Raw genomic sequence first — 19,892 nt, forward strand, 5'->3', positions numbered from 1 at the left:
CGTACCGCCGGGGAACGCGAACGGGGCCGCCCCTGGCAGGGGGCGGCCCCGTGTCACGCGGTCGCGTCCGGTCCGGACGCGGGTGCGTCAGGCCTTGATCGTGACGTAGTCGTCGAGGTCGCGCAGGATGGCGGCCTTCGGCTTGGCGCCGACGATGGTCTTGACGACCTCGCCGCCCTTGTAGACGTTCAGGGTCGGGATGGACATGACGCCGTACTTGGCCGCCGTCTCCGGGTTCTCGTCGATGTTGAGCTTGACGATCTCGATCTCGTCGCCGTACTCGGCGGCGATGGCCTCGAGGGACGGGGCGATCTGGCGGCACGGACCGCACCAGGCGGCCCAGAAGTCCACCAGGACGGGCTTGTCGCTCTTGAGGACGTCGTCATCGAAGCTTGCGTCGGTGACGGTCTTGAGGGTGCCGGCCACAGCGGCCTCCTTCTTTTCCTGCGGGGAGTGGGGTGTGGTGCTGCTTGAGGGTGTCAGACCGCGGCGTGTGCCTTCTCGGCGTCCGCGAGGACGGCGAGGAAGCGCTCGGCGTCGAGGGCCGCGGAGCAACCCGTGCCCGCAGCGGTGATGGCCTGACGGTAGGTGTGGTCGACCACGTCGCCCGCGCCGAACACACCGGTGACGCTGGTGCGGGTGGAGGGGGCGTCGACCTTGAGGTAGCCCTCGTCGTCGAGGTCGAGCTGGTCCTTGAACAGTTCGGTGCGCGGGTCGTGGCCGACGGCGATGAAGAGGCCGGTCACGGGCAGCTCGGAGGTCTCACCGGTCTTGGTGTTGCGCAGGGTGAGGCCGGTGAGCTTCTGCTCGCCGTGGATCTCGGCGACCTCGCTGTCCCAGGCGAACTTGATCTTCGGGTCGGCGAAGGCGCGGTCCTGCATGGCCTTGGAGGCGCGCAGGGAGTCGCGGCGGTGGACGATCGTGACGGACTTGGCGAACCGGGAGAGGAAGGTCGCTTCCTCGATCGCGGTGTCACCGCCGCCGATCACGGCGATGTCGTGCTCCTTGAAGAAGAACCCGTCGCAGGTCGCGCACCAGGAGACGCCGCGGCCCGAGAGGGCGTCCTCGTTGGGAAGGCCGAGCTTGCGGTGCTGCGAACCGGTGGTCACGATCACGGCCTTGGCGCGGTGCACGGTGCCGGCGGTGTCGGTGACGGTCTTGATCTCGCCGGTGAGGTCCACGGCCACGACGTCGTCCGGAACCAGCTCGGCGCCGAAGCGCTCGGCCTGGCCGCGCATGTTGTCCATGAGGTCCGGCCCCATGATCCCGTCCTGGAAACCGGGGAAGTTCTCCACCTCGGTGGTGTTCATCAGCGCGCCGCCGGCGGTGACGGCGCCTTCGAAGACCAGGGGCTTGAGCGAAGCGCGTGCGGTGTACAGGGCGGCGGTGTAACCGGCCGGCCCGGAGCCGATGATGATCACGTTTCGTACGTCGCTCACGGGTTGATTCCTCGTCTCTGCGGACTGCCTGCTGCCTACCGGGGGGCCGGTGTGGACTCTCACCCCACCCAACGGATCCTACGGCGCCCGCATTCCCGAGTTGTCCCCCCGGGCTTTGCGGTCTCTCAGCTCCGCGGATAGGTCCTGGTGAGCAGCGGCTTTCCGGGAGCGGCCGAGGGGTCGGTGACGCAGGCGGAGCCGATGAGATAGGCGTCCACGGAGGTGGGGTCGCCGGCGTGGGGCAGGACGAGGAGGAAGACGTCCTTGCCCTCGTAGGTGCCGGACTCGGAGCCCAGCGGGGTCTCGGTGCGGCCGGTGGCTTGCCGTACGCAGGCGGGTGCCCCGGGTGCCAGGCCGTCGGTGGGTGCGCCGCTCGGTGCGGTGCTCGGTGCGGCCGGGGGGCTGTTCTCCATGCCGAAGGTGTTGTTCCGCTCCCCCGCCGCCTTGTCTCCGGGGGCGGTGGACGCGAGGAGCTCGCGCACCGTGCCGGGGAGTCCCTGAGCGGTGTACTCGGGCGTGCCGGACCCGGATCGTGCGGCGGACGCGTCGCTGCGCGCGGACATGTCCTGCGCGGGGTGGTCTCGGGAGGCCAGGCCGAACACGAGGACGCCTGCGGCGCACGCCGCGAGCAGTCCGCCCGCGAGGGCGATCCGGCGGCGTGCGCGACGCCGTCCGGGGCCGGTTGCGCCGGTCGGGTGACCGGAGGGCCGGGGGGCGCCTGTCTCACCGAGCGGGGCGGGGCGTGTTTCACGTGAAACACCGGGACCCGGGGCCCCGTCGGCCGCCGGGGCGGGCGGCTCGGCTCCGGGCTCGCCGTGCGGGGCGGTGGCGTCGAGGAGGGCTTCGGCGGCGAGGGCCGCGTCGATCCGGCCGGAGATGTCGGCGGGCATCCGGGCGGGGCCCGGCAGGGTGCCGAGCAGGGCCCGGATTTCCTCCAGCGAGGCGCGGACGTCCGCGCACAGGAGGCAGCCGAGGAGATGGCTGCGGACCTCCGCGGTGCGGGACGGGGAGAGGAGGCCTTCCGTCAGCTCGGAGATCTCCGAGACGTCGGGGTGCCCGATCGTGCCGGTCGCGCCGGCCGTGCCGGTTGTGGGGCTCACGCTCGTCCACCTCCGCCCTTCACTGCGTTGGGATCCGGGGCCGGGTCCCCGCGGTCTGCCGCCGGTGGGACGGTTGTCCCCGGTGTCCGGTTCCTTCCCCGCTCGGTATCGGGGTTATCCCCGGTCTGTGTGCGCAGATGAGTGAGGAGCGGGGCGAGTTTGGCCCGGCCGCGGGCGCAGCGGCTCTTCACGGTGCCGGTGGGGACGTCGAGGATGCGGGCGGCCTCGGCGACGGGGTAGCCCTGCATGTCGACGAGGACCAGAGCGGCCCGCTGCTCGGAGGGGAGGGTGCTCAGGGCGGCCAGGAGCTGCCGGTGGAGGTCCTGGCGCTCCGCGGGGGCCTCGGCGGACTCGTGGGGCTCCAGGAGGCGCTCCAGGCGGTCCGTGTCGTCGAGGGGGGAGGTCCTGCGGGAGGCGGCCTTGCGGGCCCGGTCCAGGCAGGCGTTCACGGTGATGCGGTGCAGCCAGGTCGTGACGGCGGATTCACCGCGGAAGGTGTGCGCGGCCCGGTAGGCGGAGACGAGGGCGTCCTGCACGGCGTCGGCGGCTTCCTCCCGGTCGCCGAGGGTGCGCAGGGCCACGGCCCACAGCCGGTCGCGGTGCCGGCGTACGAGCTCGCCGAAGGCGTCCGGGTCTCCGGCGGCGTGCAGCGCCAGGAGCTCCTGGTCACTGCGGCCGCCGGGTGTGGCTTCGTCCAATGCGGGCCCCCTCCCCCTGCTGTCGGTCAGCCCGTGAACTTCACGTCCGTGATGGCTTGCTTGTACCCCTCGCCGCTGTAGGTGTCGGTGGGTGCCCACGGCATCGCGGTGATCCAGAGGAGGACGTACCGGGTGGTGACCGGCTTCTCCGCGGTCAGGTTGAAGCTGCTGTTCGTGGTCTTGGCCGTGGCGATCTTCGGCATGGCGGAGATCTTGCCGGACGGGTCCAGGGAATCGACTGCGTAGAGCGTGGTGGTGGTGTGGTCGCCCGCGAACCGGAGCGCTATCGAGGCGCTGCTGACCTCGTGTTCGGCGCCGAGGTCGTAGACGATGCCGACGCCGGCCTTGTAGTCCGTCTTGAGGTCGGGGCCGTCGCGGTAGGACTTGGTGCGCCAGTACGTGGAGGAGTCCCCGTCGTAGGTGTTCTTGACGCCTCCGGGGTCCTGGTCCCGGTCGTCCACGGAGTACTCGCGGGCGTTGGCGATGGCCAGAGGACCGGGTGCCGGCTTCTCCTGGGTGTCTTCTGCCTTCTCGCGGCTGGTCTGGCTGCCGCTGGTGCTGCCCTGGTTGCTCCGGTTGAGCAGGGTGTCGGCGAGCTGCCAGCTGCCCAGGCCGAGGGCGGCGATCAGCAGGGCGGCCACGCCCCACTTGAGGACGCGCCCGGTGCGGCTCTGCAGGGGCGGCGGCGGGGGCACGGCGCTGACCTGGGTGGTGGGCATGCCGGGGGCCTGGGGCCTGCCGTAGCTGCCCTGCTGGTACGTGGTGTGCTGGTACTCCGGAGGGGCGGTGAAGGTGGGCTCCGGCGGCCGGATGCGGGGCATCGCGGCCACGGCCTTGGAGAGCTCTTCCGGGGTGGTGCAGGCGGGTTCCTGCCGTGAGGCGGTGGCCCCGTCGTTGGCGAGGGCGCGCATGGCCAGCTCGCCCAGACCGCGGTGCACGCCTGCGCGGACCTGGTCGGGGGCGATCAGGCCGACGCCCTTGGGGAGGCCGGTGAGGCCGTAGGCGTCGTTCTCGTAGGGCCAGCGCTGGGTCAGCGAGGCGTACAGGAGGGCGCCGATGGCCTCGGTGTCGGAGCGCTGCGGGGTTTCGCTGGTGATGCCGCGCAGGGCGGCGTTCACGGCGAGGCCGCGGATGCGGTACTGGCCTGTGGAGGTGCGCAGTATCGCGCTGGGGGTCAGCCGCAGGTGTGCCAGGCCCTCGCGGTGTGCGGCGGCCATGGCCTGGGAGACCTGGCTGACGAGCTGGTAGGCCTCGTGCGGCTCCATGGGGCCGGCGGCGAGGACCGCGGTGAGCTCCGTGGCGTCGGGGAGCCACTCGTGGACGACGTAGACGAGGTCGTTCTCCTCCACGGCGTCGAGGACCTGGACGAACCGGGGGTCACCGAGGAGGGCGGAGGAGCGGGCGGCGGCGAGGACGGCGCGGGCCCGTGCGTGGTCGGCGGGGAGCAGGTGGACGCCCACGGCGCGGCGCAGCTTCTCGTCCATGGCGCGCCAGCTGCTGAATCCGTCCAGACGGGTGACGCATTCTTCGAGCCGGTAGCGTCTGGCCAGCTTGTGGCCGCTGTGCAGTTCGGGTGCGGCAGCGGGTGCCGGGTTCCTGCGTTCGCCGTCCTTCTCGGGCATGGTTCCGTCCGCGGCTCGTCCGTCCTGGGTGTCCACCCCGTCGGCCGTGGCCTGGGCCGTCTCCGCGGCCAGCGGCTCGTCGCCGCTGTTGTCGGCCACGTCGACGGCAGCCGTGCTACGTTCCGCCACCGTCGTCCCCGCCTCCCCATCCGTTGCGCGCTGTCGGCCAGTCTGCGAAGCCATGCCAATTGTGCCCACAGTCCACCGATCTGCACGACACGCCAGGGGGCAGGATGGTTGTACGCATCAGCGCCCCAGGCGCCCGCGGACCATCCCGACCATGGCGTTGAGTTCTTCGATCCGCATCCGCTTGGCGGCGACGAGGAACACCGCCGCCAGGGAGATGCCGCCGGCCACCAGGGCGGTGACGGAACCGAGGGCTCCGCTGCCGATGAAGTGCAGGACGGCGAAGGCGACGGCGCCGGCCACGGCGGCGGCGGGGACGCAGGCGCCGATGAGCCGGGTGTAGGTGCGCATCACGTGCGCACCGTCGAGGTCGCCGCCGAGGCGGGTGCGCAGTCGGCGCCAGGCGACACCGACGCCCACCGCGTAGCCGAGGCCGTAGGCGGCGGCCATGCCGACGACGGCCCAGCGGGCGGGGAGCACGAGGAAGGCGACGGCGGACATGCCCGCGTTGACGGCGGCCACGATGACCGTGTTGTAGAAGGGCGTCCGGGTGTCCTCGTAGGCGTAGAAGCCGCGCAGGACCACGTACTGGACGGAGTAGGGGATCAGTCCGAGGCCGAAGGCCATCAGGATGAAGCCGATGTTCTGGGCACTCTCGGTGCCGGAACCGGCGTACAGCAGGCCGGCCATGGGGACGCCGAGGGCGAGGAACGCGAAGGCGCAGGGCACGATCGCGACGGCCGAGGTGCGCAGTCCGTAGGAGATGTCGTCGCGGACGGCGGCGGCGTCGCCGTCGTGGGCGGACCGGGAGATGCGCGGCAGGACGGCGGTCATGACGGAGACGGTGATGATGGCCTGGGGCATCTGCCAGAGCAGCAGGGCGTAGTTGTAGCCGGTGATGCCGGTACCGCCGTGGCCCTGCTTGTCGGCCACCTCGCCCGCCCAGGTGGCGAGTTGGGTGACGACGATGAGGCCGAGCTGGTTGGCGAGGACGAAGAAGAACGTCCACTTGGCCAGGCCGGCGGCCTTTCCGAGGCCGTGGCCCTTCCAGTCGAACCGCAGGCGCGGCCTGAAGCCGGCTTCGCGCAGGTACGGGACCATCGCCAGGGACTGGACGACGAGGCCGAGCAGGGTGCCCAGGCCCAGGAGCCGGACTCCTTCGGGGGTGATGCCGGCTTCGGTGACGCCCGTGGTGGTGAAGCCGCCGAAGGCCCAGATGAAGGCGCCGAAGGTGGCGATGACGACGATGTTGTTGAGGACCGGGGTCCACATCATGGCGCCGAAGCGGCCGCGGGCGTTGAGGATCTGACCGAGGACCACGTGCACGCCCATGAAGAACATGGTGGGCAGGCAGTAGTGGGCGAAGGCGACGGCGACGTCCAGGCGCTGCGGGTCGTCGGCGATCTTCTGCGACATCATGCCGATGAACAGCGGGGCCGCGAGCACGCAGACCAGGGTGACGGCGCCGAGCAGGACCATGACGAGGGTCAGCAGCCGGTTGGCGTACGCCTCTCCCCCGTCTTCGTCGTTCTTCATCGCGCGCACCAGCTGCGGGATGAAGACGGCGTTGAGGGCGCCGCCGCCGACCAGGACGTAGATCATCGTCGGCAGGGTGTTGGCGACCTGGTAGCTGTCGTTGAGGGTGGCGACGCCGATCGCCCCGGCGATCACCAGGGTCCGCATGAAGCCGGTGATGCGGGAGACGATCGTGCCGGCGGCCATCAGGGCGCTGGACTTGAGCAGGCTGGAGGCGCGTCCGGCGGGCTTGCTCGGGGCCGGGGCGGCCACGGGCGCGTCCTCGGCGGAGGTGCGGGGCGCCGCGTCCTGGTCCCGGTAGAGGTGCGCGAAGGCGTCGGGGCGGGGGTCCTGGTCGGCGGCCTTGGTCACGAGGGAGTCCACGCCGACGAACTGGGTGGTCGTGGCGTGGTCGCCGTAGGGAAGGTGCCGGGAGGGGCCGTCCGGTTCGGGCGGCGGGGTCTGTGCCCATACCCGCGGGTCCGGGGCGTAAGGGGGGGCCGGCGGCGCCGCGTAGAGCGGACCGGGCTCCTGGAACGTCCCGGGCGGGGGCGGCGGGTGCGAGGCCCGGTCGTAGAGGACCTCCGCCACCGGGTCCTGGGCGGAGAGGTCCTGCGCCCGGTACGGGTCGTAGGCGTAGGCGTCCTGGACATAGGGGTCGTGATCCGGCGCTGGCGCGGGCGCGGGCACCTGTCCCGGCACCGGGGCACCGGGGGCGGTGCCCTGGGAGGGCGCGGGCCCGCCAGTGCCCTGCGCGCGGTCACCTTCGTACGGCGCGTTCATCGAAACCCCACCTCATCGTCCCCAGGCCGACCGGCCACGGCATCGCTCAACGGTCCACTGTCTCACCCGTGCCGGACGGGTCCGCGCTTTGCGGTCCGGTGTCCGGGGACTCGTCACTCTGCTGCGTGCTCTCCTCGGCGGCGGCGCGGGCCGCGACGCGCTTGCGGCTGGCGTACATCTTGATGCCGGCCAGCACGAGGAGCAGGACGCCGCCGGCGATGACGAGCATGACGGTCGGGGTCACCTCGGTGGCTTCGACGGTGAACTTGCGGGCCTTGCCGTAGGGCACGCCGTCGGTGGTGAAGAGCTGCGCCGTCACCGAGACCGGGCCGCTCGCGGTGGCGTTGGCGGGGAACTTCACGGTCTGGCTGTGCCCGCGCTGGATGGAGACCTCCTGCTGGGCCTCGCCGCTGTCGCCGAACATCAGGCGGGTCGGGTTGGCGGACTGGAGCCGCAAGACCAGGTTCTGGGTGTCCTGGACGAGGCTGTTCTGGACGGTGACCGGGATGGTCGCGCTGTGTCCGGAGAGCGTCGCGTCGGACTTCGGGATGATCTTGACCTTCTCGGTGAGCCGGATCAGGTACTGCTGCACCTGGTCCCGGTAGGCCCGTGCCTCGTCGGGGCGGCCGCGCCAAGAGGAGGACATCTCCCGGTTGGTGGTGTTGCCGAAGGGGATCTCCACGCGGTCGGGCGCGGTCAGGATCACCTTGAAGTGGTCGAGGGTGTTCTCGGTGGTGCGGATCTTCTCGAAGGCGGAGACCGGCAGTTCCTGCTTGCTCAGCGCCTCGGGGTACTGGCCGGCTCCCGGGACCTGGGTGGCGGCGCGCGGGTCGGGCGTCGCGGCGGCGGCCGCCTCCAGGTCCACGCCCTGGCTCCAGCGGCCCGACTGCAGGCCGCGGATGGCGGCGGCCATCGTCTGGGCCTGGCTGGCGCTGGGGGTCCGCTGCGGAGCGACGACGAAGCTGCGCTGGTTGCCGGTCTTCTGCAGGTTCAGGGCGAGGGTCTGGGCGAGGAACTGCTGCACGGCGAGCGTGGAGTTCCCGGCGCGGAGCATGTCGCCCTGGAAGGCGGTGGAGAGATCGGCGTCGGCGACGACGGCCGTGGTGCCCGCGCCGATGGGCCGCGCGGCCGACGGGGTGTAGCCGAGGGCGCCGGTCTCCTGCAGGCTGTCGCTGCGGGTGAGGACGTTGTGGGCACCGGCCGAGGTCGCGACGTTGACGATCGACGGGTCGATCGCGCCGTTCACGGGCCAGGAGAAGTCGGTGCTGGCGGGGACGTGCAGGATGGTTTCGACGGCCTGCTTCGCCTTGTCCGTGGCCGGCTGGAGCTGTCCCAGGGTGCCGGAGACGTCCTTGCCGCGGTGGGCGAGCGAGGCGATGTCCGGGTCGGCGAAGGGCAGTGCGATGACCTTCTTGCCCTGGACGGCGGCCTCCAGTGAGCTCAGCCACTGTTCGGCGATCGCCTTGTTCTTGCCCGGAACGGTGCGGCCATCGGGCGTGCGGACCCGGTAGCCCTTGGTCATGGCGTCGACGGTGTAGAGCAGGTCGGGATCGATGACCCAGGTGATGGGAAGGTCCTTGCCGAGGGTGACCATCTGTTCCAGGCTGCCGCCGGTCCTCAGCTCCTCGGCGAGGCTGTCGTCGAGGAAGACCGGGGTCTGCAGCTCGTCGGAGCCGGTCTCCGAGGTCAGGTGCGTGCTGGAGATCAGCGGCCACACGTACGCGAGCTGGGAGCGCTTGGCGGCCGGTTCCGGCTGCCAGGGCATGAAGGTCCGCTTGATGCCGAGGACCTGTTCGTACGGGCGGCTCTCGGTCTCCCCGGACACGGAGACGCCGAGCTGGTAGACGCCGTCCTCGTCCAGGTCCAGCTTGTTCACCGGAACCTTGAGGGTGAAGGTCTGGCTGACCTTCGAGGGCAGCGAATCGATCTTCACGGCGAACTCGGGGCCGACCTCCGCCGGGTCGGTGCCCGCCCGGAATCCGCCGCGCTCGGCGGCCTCGTCGATGGAGCTGCGGTCCCCCAGCGCCGGCCCGACCCGCAGACCCACGTGTGCGTCGGTGATCTTCTCGGAGCCCTTGTTGACCACGGTGCCCGAGATGGTGAGGGTGTCGCCCTTGACCGGAGCGCTCGGCGTCAGGCCTTCGAGCTGGATGTCGACCGCGGTGGCCGCCGTGTCGGCGGCCTGGGCTTCGGGAGCGTGCGAGTAGACCAGGCCGGCGAGTACCGGTGTCCCGGCGAGCAGGACGACTGCGCGGCGCAGCCAGCGTCGCCGGGCAGGAGCGGGGGGCGCCCCCTGGATGTCTGCCGCCTCGGCCAACGCGCTCGCCCGTCCCTCGGAGTGTCAGTGGTCGTCGTTTGTGCGTCCACGCATGGTAACGAGGCCCGCTGTGCGCGAGTGCCGCGCCTTGCTCCACATGATCGGGCCCGCCCCGGAGCGGCCGTGGGCCGGGGTGGCCGCAAAACACGGGAGCTCGCGGCGGGCCGGGCACGTACCCTTTTCTGTTGTGCCGAACGCCAACGAAGACAACCCCAGTGTCCTGAATCACGGGCAGGCCCGCGCGGTGAGCGAACTGCTGCGGATCGCCCCTGTCGCCGACGAGCTCGGCCGCCGTTTCCAGGAGGCGGGTTTCCGCCTCGCCCTGGTCGGCGGGTCCGTCCGCGACGCGCTGCTCGGGCGCCTCGGCAACGATCTCGACTTCACCACCGATGCCCGGCCCGAGGAGGTTCTCAAGATCGTCAGGCCGTGGGCCGACTCGGTCTGGGACGTCGGCATCGCCTTCGGCACGGTCGGGGCGCAGAAGGAGGCCCGCGTCGGGGACGCCGACAGAAGCTTCCAGATCGAGGTGACCACGTACCGCTCGGAGTCCTACGACCGGACCTCGCGCAAGCCCGAGGTCTCCTACGGCGACTCCATCGAGGAAGACCTCGTCCGCCGGGACTTCACGGTGAACGCGATGGCCGTCGCGCTGCCCGAGAAGGAGTTCGTGGACCCGCACGGCGGTCTGGAGGACCTCCGGGCGGGCGTGCTGCGCACCCCGGGCACCGCCGAGGACTCCTTCTCCGACGACCCGCTGCGGATGCTGCGGGCGGCGCGGTTCGCCGCGCAGCTCGACTTCGAGGTCGCCCCGGACGTGGTGGCGGCGATGACGGAGATGTCCGGCCGCATCGAGATCGTCTCGGCCGAGCGGATCCAGGGCGAGCTGAACAAGCTGATGCTGTCCGCGCACCCGCGCAAGGGCCTGGGCCTCCTCGTGGACACGGGGCTGGCCGCGCACGTGCTGCCCGAGCTGCCGGCGCTGCGGCTGGAGAGCGACGAGCACCACCGGCACAAGGACGTCTACGACCACTCCCTGATCGTGCTGGAACAGGCCATCGCGCTGGAGGAGGACGGCCCGGACCTGGTGCTGCGGCTCGCGGCCCTGCTGCACGACATCGGCAAGCCCCGGACCCGCAAGTTCGAGAGCGACGGACGGGTCTCCTTCCACCACCACGAGATGGTGGGCGCGAAGATGACCAAGAAGCGCATGACCGCGCTCAAGTACTCCAACGACATGGTCAAGGACGTGTCCCGGCTGGTGGAGCTGCACCTGCGCTTCCACGGCTACGGGGACGGGGAGTGGACCGACTCGGCCGTGCGGCGCTACGTCCGCGACGCAGGGCCCCTGCTGGACCGCCTGCACAAGCTGACCCGGTCCGACTGCACGACGCGCAACAAGCGCAAGGCGAACGCGCTCTCCCGCACCTACGACGGTCTGGAGGAGCGCATCGCCCAGCTGCAGGAGAGGGAGGAGCTGGACGCGATCCGGCCCGACCTCGACGGCAACGAGATCATGCGGGTCCTCGACGTGGGCCCCGGCCCGGTGATCGGCAAGGCGTACGCGTTCCTGCTGGAGCTGCGGCTGGAGAACGGTCCCATGGAGCACGACGCCGCGGTGGCCGCCCTCAAGGAGTGGTGGGCCGCTCAGGCCTGAGGGCCCGAGCCCCTCGATGTTTCACGTGAAACATCGAGGGCGGGGCGCCGGTGGTACTGCGGTCAGGGCGATGTTTCACGTGAAACATCGCCCTGACGCATGAGGAGCACCGCGGTCACGGCGTAGAGCATCGCCACCCCGAGGATCAGGGAGACGGAGTGCCCGTCGAGGGGCAGCACGAGGGCGGCCACCCCGGCGGCGCCGACGAAGGCGGCGTTGAAGAGCACGTCGTAGAGGGAGAAGACGCGGCCGCGGAAGGCGTCGTCCACCTGGGACTGCACGAGGGTGTCGGTGGAGATCTTGGCTCCCTGGGTGGCCAGGCCCAGCACGAAGGCGGCCACCAGCATCGGTCCCGGTGCGAAGAACAGGCCGAGCGCCGGCACCAGCACCGCGGCGCCCGCGGCGCACAGGGTGATGGAGCCGAGGGCGCCGAGCCGGCCCACCAGCCAGGGGGTGACGAGGGCCGCGGCGAAGAACCCGGCCCCCGAGACGCCGACCGTGATGCCCAGCAGGGCCAGTCCGTCGGCCTCGTTGTCCGACCAGGCGTAGCGGCAGAGCATGAGCAGCGTGACGAACAGGGCCCCGTAGCAGAACCGCATGACGGTCATGGCGGTGAGCGCCCGGGCCGCCTCCCGCCGGGAGGCCAGGTGGCGCAGGCCCTCGGCCAGGCCCCGCACGGTGAGGGCGACCCCCTCGCGGACCGTCGGGTTGATCCGCCCGGGAGGGTGGTCGGGCCCCAGGAGCTCCAGGGCCAGGCGCAGGGAGGCCAGGGCCGCGCACAGGTAGAGGCCGGCTCCCAGGAGGACGACCAGGGCGTCGGAGTCGTCGGCCAGGACGCGGACGAGGAAGGCCAGGCCCCCGCCGGCGACGGCGGCGAGCGTTCCCGCGGTGGGTGAGAGGGCGTTCGCGGTGACCAGCTGGGCGGGTGCGACGACCCGCGGCAGGGCGGCGGCGAGCCCGGCCAGGACGAAGCGGTTGACCGCGGTCACGGACAGGGCCGAGGCGTAGAAGAGCCAGTCGGGAACGTGCGCGACGATCAGCATCCCGGTGACGCAGGCGAGGAAGGCCCGCAGCAGGTTGCCGTAGAGGAAGACCTGGCGGCGGCGCCAGCGGTCCAGCAGGACTCCCGCGAAGGGGCCGATCACCGAATAGGGCAGCAGGAGCACCGCCATGGCCGAGGCGATGGCCGCGGGCGAGGCCTGCTTCTCGGGGGAGAAGACGACATAGGCGGCCAGTGCGACCTGGTAGACCCCGTCGGCGGCCTGGGAGAGCAGCCGTACGGCGAGCAGGTTGCGGAAGTCCCGCAGACGCAGGAGTACGCGCAGATCACGTACGACAGCCATGAGGGAAAGGGTCACATACGCGGAGGGTCCCCGGGCACATTGCCCGGGGACCCTCCGCGGAAGAACTGCCGAAGTCCAGGTGTCCTTGCGGACGCCGGGGTCCGACTAGCGCTCGACCTCGCCCTTGATGAACTTCTCGACGTTCGCGTAGGCCTCGTCGTCGAAGTACTGCACCGGCGGGGACTTCATGAAGTAGCTCGAGGCCGACAGGATCGGGCCACCGATGCCGCGGTCCTTGGCGATCTTCGCGGCGCGCAGCGCGTCGATGATGACACCGGCGGAGTTCGGGGAGTCCCACACCTCGAGCTTGTACTCGAGGTTCAGCGGAACGTCGCCGAAGGCGCGGCCTTCGAGGCGGACGTAGGCCCACTTGCGGTCGTCGAGCCACGCCACGTAGTCGGACGGGCCGATGTGGACGTTCTTCTCGCCGAGCTCGCGGTCGGGGATCTGCGAGGTGACGGCCTGAGTCTTGGAGATCTTCTTCGACTCGAGGCGGTCGCGCTCCAGCATGTTCTTGAAGTCCATGTTGCCGCCGACGTTGAGCTGCATGGTGCGCTCAAGACGGACACCGCGGTCTTCGAACAGCTTCGCCATCACGCGGTGCGTGATGGTGGCGCCGACCTGCGACTTGATGTCGTCGCCGACGATCGGGACACCGGCCTCGGTGAACTTGTCGGCCCACTCCTTGGTGCCGGCGATGAAGACCGGGAGGGCGTTGACGAAGGCGACCTTGGCGTCGATGGCGCACTGGGCGTAGAACTTCGCCGCAGCCTCGGAACCGACGGGCAGGTAGCAGATCAGGACGTCGACCTGACGGTCCAGAAGGGTCTGGACGATGTCGACCGGGGTCTCGGCCGACTCCTCGATCGTCTCGCGGTAGTACTTGCCCAGACCGTCCAGGGTGTGGCCGCGCTGAACGGTCACGCCCGCACTCGGGACGTCGCAGATCTTGATGGTGTTGTTCTCGCTGGCGCCGATGGCGTCCGAAAGGTCGAGGCCGACCTTCTTCGCGTCGACGTCGAACGCGGCGACGAACTCGATGTCGCTCACGTGGTAGTCGCCGAACTGGACGTGCATCAGACCGGGGACCTTGGCCGCCGGGTCGGCGTCCTTGTAGTACTCGACGCCCTGCACCAGCGAGGCGGCGCAGTTGCCTACGCCGACGATGGCTACGCGAACCGAACCCATTCCGGTTGCTCCCTGTTTGTTCTCGGACGAGGCCTGCGAGATGCAGACCTCACTTTGCAGTTTCGTCGGACGGACCGGGTCGTCTCTGATCCCGTCCCGCCCGCTCACTCTCGATGAGCTCGTTCAGCCAGCGCACTTCGCGCTCCACGGATTCCATGCCGTGGCGTTGCAGCTCGAGCGTGTAGTCGTCGAGCCGCTCGCGTGTGCGAGCCAGCGAGGCGCTCATCTTCTCCAGGCGCTCCTCAAGGCGGCTGCGACGGCCCTCCAGTACCCGCATGCGCACGTCTCGTTCGGTCTGGCCGAAAAAGGCGAAGCGTGCGGCGAAGGACTCGTCCTCCCAGGCATCGGGGCCCGTGTGGGAGAGGAGCTCCTCGAAGTGCTCCTTGCCTGCTGCCGTCAACCGGTAGACGATCTTGGCGCGGCGCCCTGCGAGTGAAGCGGCGAGAGCGTCTTCCGGGGCATTGCCCGGCTCTTCGATCAACCAGCCGTTGGTGACGAGCGTCTTGAGGCAGGGGTAGAGCGTCCCGTAGCTGAACGCCCTGAACACTCCCAGCGAGGTGTTGAGCCGCTTGCGCAGCTCGTAACCGTGCATGGGGGATTCGCGGAGCAGGCCGAGAACAGCGAACTCGAGGATGCCTGAGCGCCTGCTCATCCGCCTGCCCTTTCCCCCGCCTCGGAGTCTTTATGTCGAGCTGATGTATCGGCTCGATACATCCAGACGATAGAACGGGTAGCCCTCGGCTACAAGTGGTGACACGGTGACCGGCGTCACATCACTGATTTGCCTGAGGCAAGTTGCCTGATTTGGGGTGAACTTCGGCACTGATTGGCTTTTGCGCGTGCGTAGTCTGTGCGCCATGACACCGGGGGGACCGGAACTCACCTGCCGCTTCCAGGCCACTCGCCTGCCCGAGGAGTAGTCGTTCGATGAGCGAGCACCGCCGCAAACCGCAACAGCCCCAGGGCGGCGGCCGCGCAGCCGCCCGCAAGGCCGCCCAGCAGCGCCCCGCCAGGGGCGCCGGTTCCGGGCGTGACGTCCCCACCGCGTCCCCCAGCGGGCCGTACGGACAGCAGCCGGGTCACGGCGGCCGGTCGGACGCCCGGAGATCCGCCGGCCGCGCCCCGGCAGGACGGGGCAGGGGCGCCGCGGGCGCCGGCCGCCCCAAGCGGTTCATCAACTACCCGCGCGGCGAGAAGACCGGCTGGAAGCGGTTCGTCCCCTCCTGGAAGCTCGTCTGCGGCACTGCCCTGGGCTTCTTCGCGATCATCACGGCGGGCGCCGGCATCGGCATCGCCATGGTGAACAAGCCCGACGCGAACAAGACGGCCGATGCGCAGAACAACGTCTTCTACTGGGCCGACGACACCCAGATGGTCGCGACCGGCGGATCGGTGAACCGCCAGATCGTCCCCATCGGGAAGATCCCCCGCTCGATGCAGAATGCCGTGATCGCGGCGGAGAACGAGTCCTTCGACTCGGACAAGGGCGTCGACCCGATGGGCATCGCCCGCGCCGTGTGGAACATGGCCAAGGGCGGATCCACCCAGGGCGGCTCGACGATCACCCAGCAGTACGTGAAGAACACGTACCTCGACTCCGACCAGACGCTCAAGCGGAAGGTCACCGAGCTCTTCATCTCGATAAAGCTGGGTGTGAGCGAGGAGAAGAACACGATCCTCGCCGGCTATCTGAACACCGCCTACTACGGCCGTGACGCCTACGGGATCCAGGCCGCCGCCCGTGCCTACTTCGGCAAGGACTGCGACCAGCTGACCCCCTCCGAGAGCGCCTTCCTCGCCGCCGTGCTCAAGGGCCCGAACCTCTACAACCCCGACGGCGGCATCGGTACCGCGGCCACGCCCGAAGCGAACACGGCGCGGGCCAAGGAGCGCTGGGCCTGGGTGCTGGACCGCGAGGTCAAGGTCGGCCGCATGCAGAAGGCCGAGCGGGACCAGTTCAAGGAGTTCCCCGCCCTGATCGACGCTCCCGAAGCCGCCGGCATGTCCGGCCAGATCGGCTACCTGGTCGAGACGGCCAAGCTGTACATGCTCAAGACCAACGGCATCAAGGTCGAGGACCTGGCCAAGGGCGGCTACCAGATCCACACCACCTTCGACAAGACCAAGGTGGACGCGCTGGTCAAGGCCGTCGAGGGCACCCGCGACGGACTGATCGACGAGAAGAAGCGGCCCGACACCGACACCTTCGTGCAGTTCGGCGCGGCCTCGGTGGACGTGAAGACCGGAGCCCTCGTCGCCCTGTACGGCGGCCCCGGCATCGACAAGAAGCACTTCAACAACAACGCCAACACCTCCGGTGTCCAGGTCGGCTCGACCTGGAAGCCGTTCGTACTGGCGGCGGCCATGCAGTACGGCACCCAGAACTCCAAGGGCAAGGGGATCTCGGCCGAGAGCAAGTACCAGGCGAACGACCTCACGGTCATCAACAACCGTGCGGGCCAGCCGCTGCGCGACGGCTCCGGCAAGCCGTTCCGGCAGAAGAACGAGAACCCGGCCGCCTACGGCTACGTGACCCTGAACGAGGCGATGGAGAAGTCCATCAACGTCCCCTTCGCCCAGCTCGTGTTCGACGTCGGCCACGACAAGGTGAAGCAGGTCGCCGAGTCCACCGGCATCCTGAAGGAGTCCTTCGACCCGAACGACAACGCCTCCTTCGCGCTGGGCACCTCGACCCCCAGCGCCATCCGGATGGCCGACTCGTACGCCACCTTCGCCGCCTCCGGCACCCACCACGACCCGTACTCGGTGCGCAGCGTCCAGAAGAACGGCAGGGACGTCCCCGGCTTCGAGGCACCCAAGGCCCAGCGGGCCATGGACAACTCCGTCGCGGACAACATCACCAAGGTCCTGCGCAACGTCGTCGAGAACGGCACCGGCACGAAGGCCAAGAAGCTCGGCCGGCCCGCCGCGGGCAAGACCGGTACCACCGACAAGAACATGTCGGCCTGGTTCGTCGGCTACACCCCCGAGCTGTCCACCTCGGTGGCGCTGTTCCGCTCGGACCCCAGCGCGGCGAAGAAGGAACTGATCTCCATGCGGGGCGTGGCGGGCATTCCCTCCCTCCACGGTGGTGACATCCCGGCCGAGATCTGGACGAAGTACATGAAGGAGGCGCTGAACGGCGTCCCGGAGTCGAAGTTCCCGGAGCCCGACGAGATCGGCGTGGTCGCGGACGCCTCCGGCGCTCCCTCGCCCTCCCCCTCGCCGTCCCCCTCGCCCTCGCCGTCCCCTTCGCCGTCCCCGTCGAACTCCCCGTCCCCCAGCCCGAGCCCTTCGCGCAGCGGCGGCAAGCCGACCTGCAAGCCGTGGGCCATCTGCGAGCCGGACCCGAGCCCCAGTACGTCCCGCTCGCCCTCGCCCTCGGCCAGCAAGTCGGGCAGCGGCCGGCCCGGCGGCATGACGAACGGCGGCGGCAACGGAGGCTTCCCGATAGGGGGCTCCACGGGCGGCTGACCGGGCGCCCGGGAACAGGACGGGAGAGGGCCGTCGCACCTTGTGCGGCGGCCCTCTCCCGTGGGCGGCGCCGTACGGCAGGATGTGCGCATGACGAAGGTGCACGAGGACAGCCCCGTACTGCCCACTCAGCAGGACGAGGTGGCCGCCGCGGGGAGCGAGCTCATCGGCGGCCCGCTGGGCCGCTACGCCCGGCTGGGCGGCCACTGGCTGACCCCGGTGCGGGTCGTCGTGCTCGTGGCCCTGGGGATGTTCGCACTCGGCATGGTGCAGAAGCTGCCCTGCTACGACTGGGCGTGGTTCCGCGGGGCCGGCTCCCAGTACACCCACGCCTGCTACTCGGACATCCCGCACCTCTACGTGGTCCGCGGCTTCGCCGACGGCCTCACCCCGTACTTCGACCGGATCCCGGGCGACATGCAGTTCCTGGAGTACCCGGTGCTCACCGGGCTCTTCATGGAGATCGCCTCCTGGATGACCCCCGGCAGCGGCTCCATGCAGCACCGGGAGCAGATGTACTGGATGGTCAACGCGGGCATGCTGATGGTCTGCGCCGCCGTGATCGCGGTGTGCGTGGCCCGTACCCACCGCCGGCGGCCGTGGGACGCGCTGCTCTTCGCCCTCGCACCCGCCTTCGCCCTCACCGCGACCATCAACTGGGACCTGCTGGCCATCGCGCTGACCGCCGCCGCGATGCTCATGTGGTCCCGGGGCAGAACGGTGGCCTTCGGCGTCCTGATCGGCCTGGCCACCGCGGCCAAGCTCTATCCCGTCCTGCTGCTCGGAGCCGTGTTCGTGCTCTGCTGGCGGGCCGGGAAGTGGCGGGCGTTCGGCGAGGCCGTCGGCGGCGCCGTGGTCGCCTGGCTCGTGGTGAACCTGCCCGTGATGCTCTTCGCCTGGGAGGGCTGGCAGAAGTTCTACACCTTCAGCCAGGAGCGGCCCATCGACTTCGGCTCCGTGTGGCTGCTGATCTCCCAGCGCTCCGGGAACCCCCTCGAAGGCGCCAACACCTACGCGACGGGCCTGACGCTGCTGCTGTGCGCGGGCATCGGACTGCTCACGCTCACCGCGCCCCGCCGCCCCCGCTTCGCACAGCTGGCCTTCCTGCTGGTCGCCGCCTTCATCCTCGTCAACAAGGTCTACTCGCCGCAGTACGTGCTCTGGCTCATCCCGCTCGCCGCGCTGGCCCGGCCGCGCTGGCGGGACTTCCTGGTCTGGCAGGCCGGCGAGGTCGTCTACTTCCTGGGGATCTGGTTCTACCTCGCCTACACGACCAGCGGGGACAAGCACCAGGGCCTGCCCCTGGAGGGCTACCAGCTGGCGATCACGGCCCACCTGCTGTGCACGCTCTACCTGTGCGCGGTGGTCGTGCGCGACATCCTGCTGCCCGACCGGGACGTGGTGCGGCGCGACGGCTCGGACGACCCCTCCGGGGGTGTCCTGGACGGCGCCGAGGACGTCTTCACGCTCCCGCGCACGCCGAAGGCGCCGCAGGAAGCGGCGCCTTCGGAGGGGCAGCGCGTGGACTGGGGCGTACGCCCCGGGGAGTGACTCAGGCGTCGAGCACCCGGTCGAACTGCGTGGTGGTGTGGCGCAGGTGCGCCACCAGCTCGTCGCCGACCTTCGGCTCGGGCGAGTCCGACGGCACGAACAGGATGGACACCTGCATGTGCGGCGGCTCGGCGAACCAGCGCTGCTTGCCCGCCCACACGAAGGGCGACAGGTTCCGGTTGACGGTGGCGAGGCCCGCGCGGGCCACGCCCTTGGCGCGGGGCATCACCCCGTGCAGGGCCTTGGGGGCCTCCAGGCCGACTCCGTGGGACGTGCCGCCGGCGACGACGACCAGCCAGCCGTCGGAGGCGGCCTTCTGCTGCCGGTAGCCGAACCGGTCGCCCTTGGAGACGTGGGTGACGTCCAGCACCGCCCCGCGGTACTCGGTCGCCTCGTGGTCGCCCAGCCACAGCCGGGTGCCGATGCGGGCCCGGAAGCGCGTCTGCGGGAACTGCTGCTGCAGCCGCGCCAGCTCCGAGGCCTTCAAGTGGCTGACGAACATGGTGTGCAGCGGCAGCCTGGCCGCGCGCAGCCGGTCCATCCAGCCGATGACCTCCTCGACGGCGTCCGAGCCGTCCGGGCGGTCCAGCGGCAGGTGCAGGGCGAAGCCCTCCAGCCGGACGTCCTCGATGGCCGAGTGGAGCTGGCCGAGCTCCTGCTCGGAGATGCCGTGCCGGCGCATCGAGCTCATGCACTCGATGACCACACGGGCGCCGACCAGGCCGCGCACCCCGTCCAGCGAGGACACCGAGCGGATGACCCGGTCCGGCAGCGGCACCGGGTCCTCGCCCCGCCGGAACGGGGTGAGGACGAGCAGGTCACCGCCGAACCAGTCCTTGATGCTGGCGGCCTCGTAGGTCGTGCCGACGGCGAGGACGTCGGCGCCCATCCGGGTCGCCTCCTCGCAGAGCCGCTCGTGACCGAAGCCGTAGCCGTTGCCCTTGCAGACGGGGATCATCCCCGGGAACTGGTCCTGGATCTGCTTCTGGTGCGCACGCCAGCGCGCGGTGTCGACGTAGAGCGTGAGCGCCATGCCCGTCCGGAGCCTCTCTCGAAAAGCTGCGTGGTGCAGCGGTGCGGTG

14 protein-coding genes are annotated in these 19,892 nt (G+C 70.4%); 3 read left to right on the forward strand and 11 right to left on the reverse strand.

Annotation, left to right across the window (positions count from 1 at the left end):
- Positions 1 to 87: 87 nt before the first annotated feature.
- The 7 genes from trxA to ACIA8F_RS00920 all read right to left on the reverse strand — a co-directional run bounded on the left by trxA (position 88) and on the right by ACIA8F_RS00920 (position 9,600).
- Positions 88 to 426, reverse strand: a complete 339-nt coding sequence (trxA, locus tag ACIA8F_RS00890) for a thioredoxin (RefSeq protein ID WP_399376025.1) — start codon at positions 424 to 426, stop codon at positions 88 to 90.
- A 53-nt stretch (positions 427 to 479) separates the two neighbouring features.
- The gene (gene trxB / locus ACIA8F_RS00895) at positions 480 to 1,439 is read right to left on the reverse strand and encodes a thioredoxin-disulfide reductase (RefSeq protein ID WP_399376027.1); all 960 of its coding nucleotides are present in this window, start codon (positions 1,437 to 1,439) and stop codon (positions 480 to 482) included.
- Between the two features lie 125 nt (positions 1,440 to 1,564).
- Positions 1,565 to 2,539: a hypothetical protein gene (locus ACIA8F_RS00900; protein WP_399376028.1), complete on the reverse strand. Its 975-nt coding sequence runs from the start codon at positions 2,537 to 2,539 to the stop codon at positions 1,565 to 1,567.
- Complete coding sequence (sigM, locus tag ACIA8F_RS00905) at positions 2,536 to 3,237, reverse strand: RNA polymerase sigma factor SigM (protein WP_399376029.1); 702 nt, start codon at positions 3,235 to 3,237, stop codon at positions 2,536 to 2,538. The genes ACIA8F_RS00900 and sigM overlap by 4 nt, the downstream gene beginning before the upstream one ends.
- Positions 3,238 to 3,263: 26 nt before the next feature.
- Positions 3,264 to 4,988: a protein kinase family protein gene (locus ACIA8F_RS00910; RefSeq protein WP_399376030.1), complete on the reverse strand. Its 1,725-nt coding sequence runs from the start codon at positions 4,986 to 4,988 to the stop codon at positions 3,264 to 3,266.
- A gap of 117 nt (positions 4,989 to 5,105) precedes the next feature.
- Entirely contained in the window at positions 5,106 to 7,283 is a 2,178-nt protein-coding gene (gene murJ, locus ACIA8F_RS00915) for a murein biosynthesis integral membrane protein MurJ (protein ID WP_399376032.1), read from the reverse strand.
- 46 nt (positions 7,284 to 7,329) lie between these two features.
- The gene (locus ACIA8F_RS00920; RefSeq protein WP_399376033.1) at positions 7,330 to 9,600 is read right to left on the reverse strand and encodes a DUF6049 family protein; all 2,271 of its coding nucleotides are present in this window, start codon (positions 9,598 to 9,600) and stop codon (positions 7,330 to 7,332) included.
- A gap of 187 nt (positions 9,601 to 9,787) precedes the next feature.
- Here ACIA8F_RS00920 and ACIA8F_RS00925 point away from each other — a divergent pair, with 187 nt between their 5' ends.
- Positions 9,788 to 11,254: a CCA tRNA nucleotidyltransferase gene (locus tag ACIA8F_RS00925; RefSeq protein ID WP_399376034.1), complete on the forward strand. Its 1,467-nt coding sequence runs from the start codon at positions 9,788 to 9,790 to the stop codon at positions 11,252 to 11,254.
- Between the two features lie 62 nt (positions 11,255 to 11,316).
- On the opposite strand, the gene ACIA8F_RS00930 is transcribed toward ACIA8F_RS00925, so the two are convergent.
- The 3 genes from ACIA8F_RS00930 to ACIA8F_RS00940 all read right to left on the reverse strand — a co-directional run bounded on the left by ACIA8F_RS00930 (position 11,317) and on the right by ACIA8F_RS00940 (position 14,437).
- Positions 11,317 to 12,597, reverse strand: coding sequence for an MFS transporter (locus ACIA8F_RS00930; RefSeq protein ID WP_399376035.1), 1,281 nt, complete (start codon positions 12,595 to 12,597; stop codon positions 11,317 to 11,319).
- A 105-nt stretch (positions 12,598 to 12,702) separates the two neighbouring features.
- Positions 12,703 to 13,785 carry an inositol-3-phosphate synthase gene (locus ACIA8F_RS00935; protein ID WP_250738618.1) on the reverse strand — a complete coding sequence of 361 codons (1,083 nt, stop codon included), beginning with the start codon at positions 13,783 to 13,785 and terminating at the stop codon, positions 12,703 to 12,705.
- 49 nt (positions 13,786 to 13,834) lie between these two features.
- Complete coding sequence (locus tag ACIA8F_RS00940) at positions 13,835 to 14,437, reverse strand: PadR family transcriptional regulator (protein WP_250738617.1); 603 nt, start codon at positions 14,435 to 14,437, stop codon at positions 13,835 to 13,837.
- Between the two features lie 275 nt (positions 14,438 to 14,712).
- Here ACIA8F_RS00940 and ACIA8F_RS00945 point away from each other — a divergent pair, with 275 nt between their 5' ends.
- Both ACIA8F_RS00945 and ACIA8F_RS00950 read left to right on the forward strand, forming a co-directional pair.
- Entirely contained in the window at positions 14,713 to 17,259 is a 2,547-nt protein-coding gene (locus ACIA8F_RS00945) for a transglycosylase domain-containing protein (protein WP_399376036.1), read from the forward strand.
- 90 nt (positions 17,260 to 17,349) lie between these two features.
- Positions 17,350 to 18,810 carry a glycosyltransferase family 87 protein gene (locus ACIA8F_RS00950; protein WP_399376037.1) on the forward strand — a complete coding sequence of 487 codons (1,461 nt, stop codon included), beginning with the start codon at positions 17,350 to 17,352 and terminating at the stop codon, positions 18,808 to 18,810.
- Between the two features lies 1 nt (position 18,811).
- Here the strand turns inward: ACIA8F_RS00950 and ACIA8F_RS00955 are convergent, their stop codons facing one another.
- Positions 18,812 to 19,843: an alanine racemase gene (locus ACIA8F_RS00955; RefSeq protein WP_399376038.1), complete on the reverse strand. Its 1,032-nt coding sequence runs from the start codon at positions 19,841 to 19,843 to the stop codon at positions 18,812 to 18,814.
- Between the last annotated feature and the right edge of the window lie 49 nt (positions 19,844 to 19,892).

The sequence above is a fragment of the Streptomyces sp. NPDC051563 genome (genome assembly GCF_044454225.1).
GTDB lineage: Bacteria > Actinomycetota > Actinomycetes > Streptomycetales > Streptomycetaceae > Streptomyces.

What these genes read in the sequence shown, in the direction of transcription:
- ACIA8F_RS00955 (WP_399376038.1), bottom strand. Translation starts at nt 19,843, where the DNA reads ATGGCGCTCACGCTCTACGTCGACACCGCGCGCTGGCGTGCGCACCAG.
- murJ (WP_399376032.1), bottom strand. Translation starts at nt 7,283, where the DNA reads ATGAACGCGCCGTACGAAGGTGACCGCGCGCAGGGCACTGGCGGGCCC.
- ACIA8F_RS00930 (WP_399376035.1), bottom strand. Translation starts at nt 12,597, where the DNA reads ATGGCTGTCGTACGTGATCTGCGCGTACTCCTGCGTCTGCGGGACTTC.
- ACIA8F_RS00945 (WP_399376036.1), top strand. Translation starts at nt 14,713, where the DNA reads ATGAGCGAGCACCGCCGCAAACCGCAACAGCCCCAGGGCGGCGGCCGC.
- ACIA8F_RS00950 (WP_399376037.1), top strand. Translation starts at nt 17,350, where the DNA reads ATGACGAAGGTGCACGAGGACAGCCCCGTACTGCCCACTCAGCAGGAC.
- ACIA8F_RS00935 (WP_250738618.1), bottom strand. Translation starts at nt 13,785, where the DNA reads ATGGGTTCGGTTCGCGTAGCCATCGTCGGCGTAGGCAACTGCGCCGCC.
- ACIA8F_RS00940 (WP_250738617.1), bottom strand. Translation starts at nt 14,437, where the DNA reads ATGAGCAGGCGCTCAGGCATCCTCGAGTTCGCTGTTCTCGGCCTGCTC.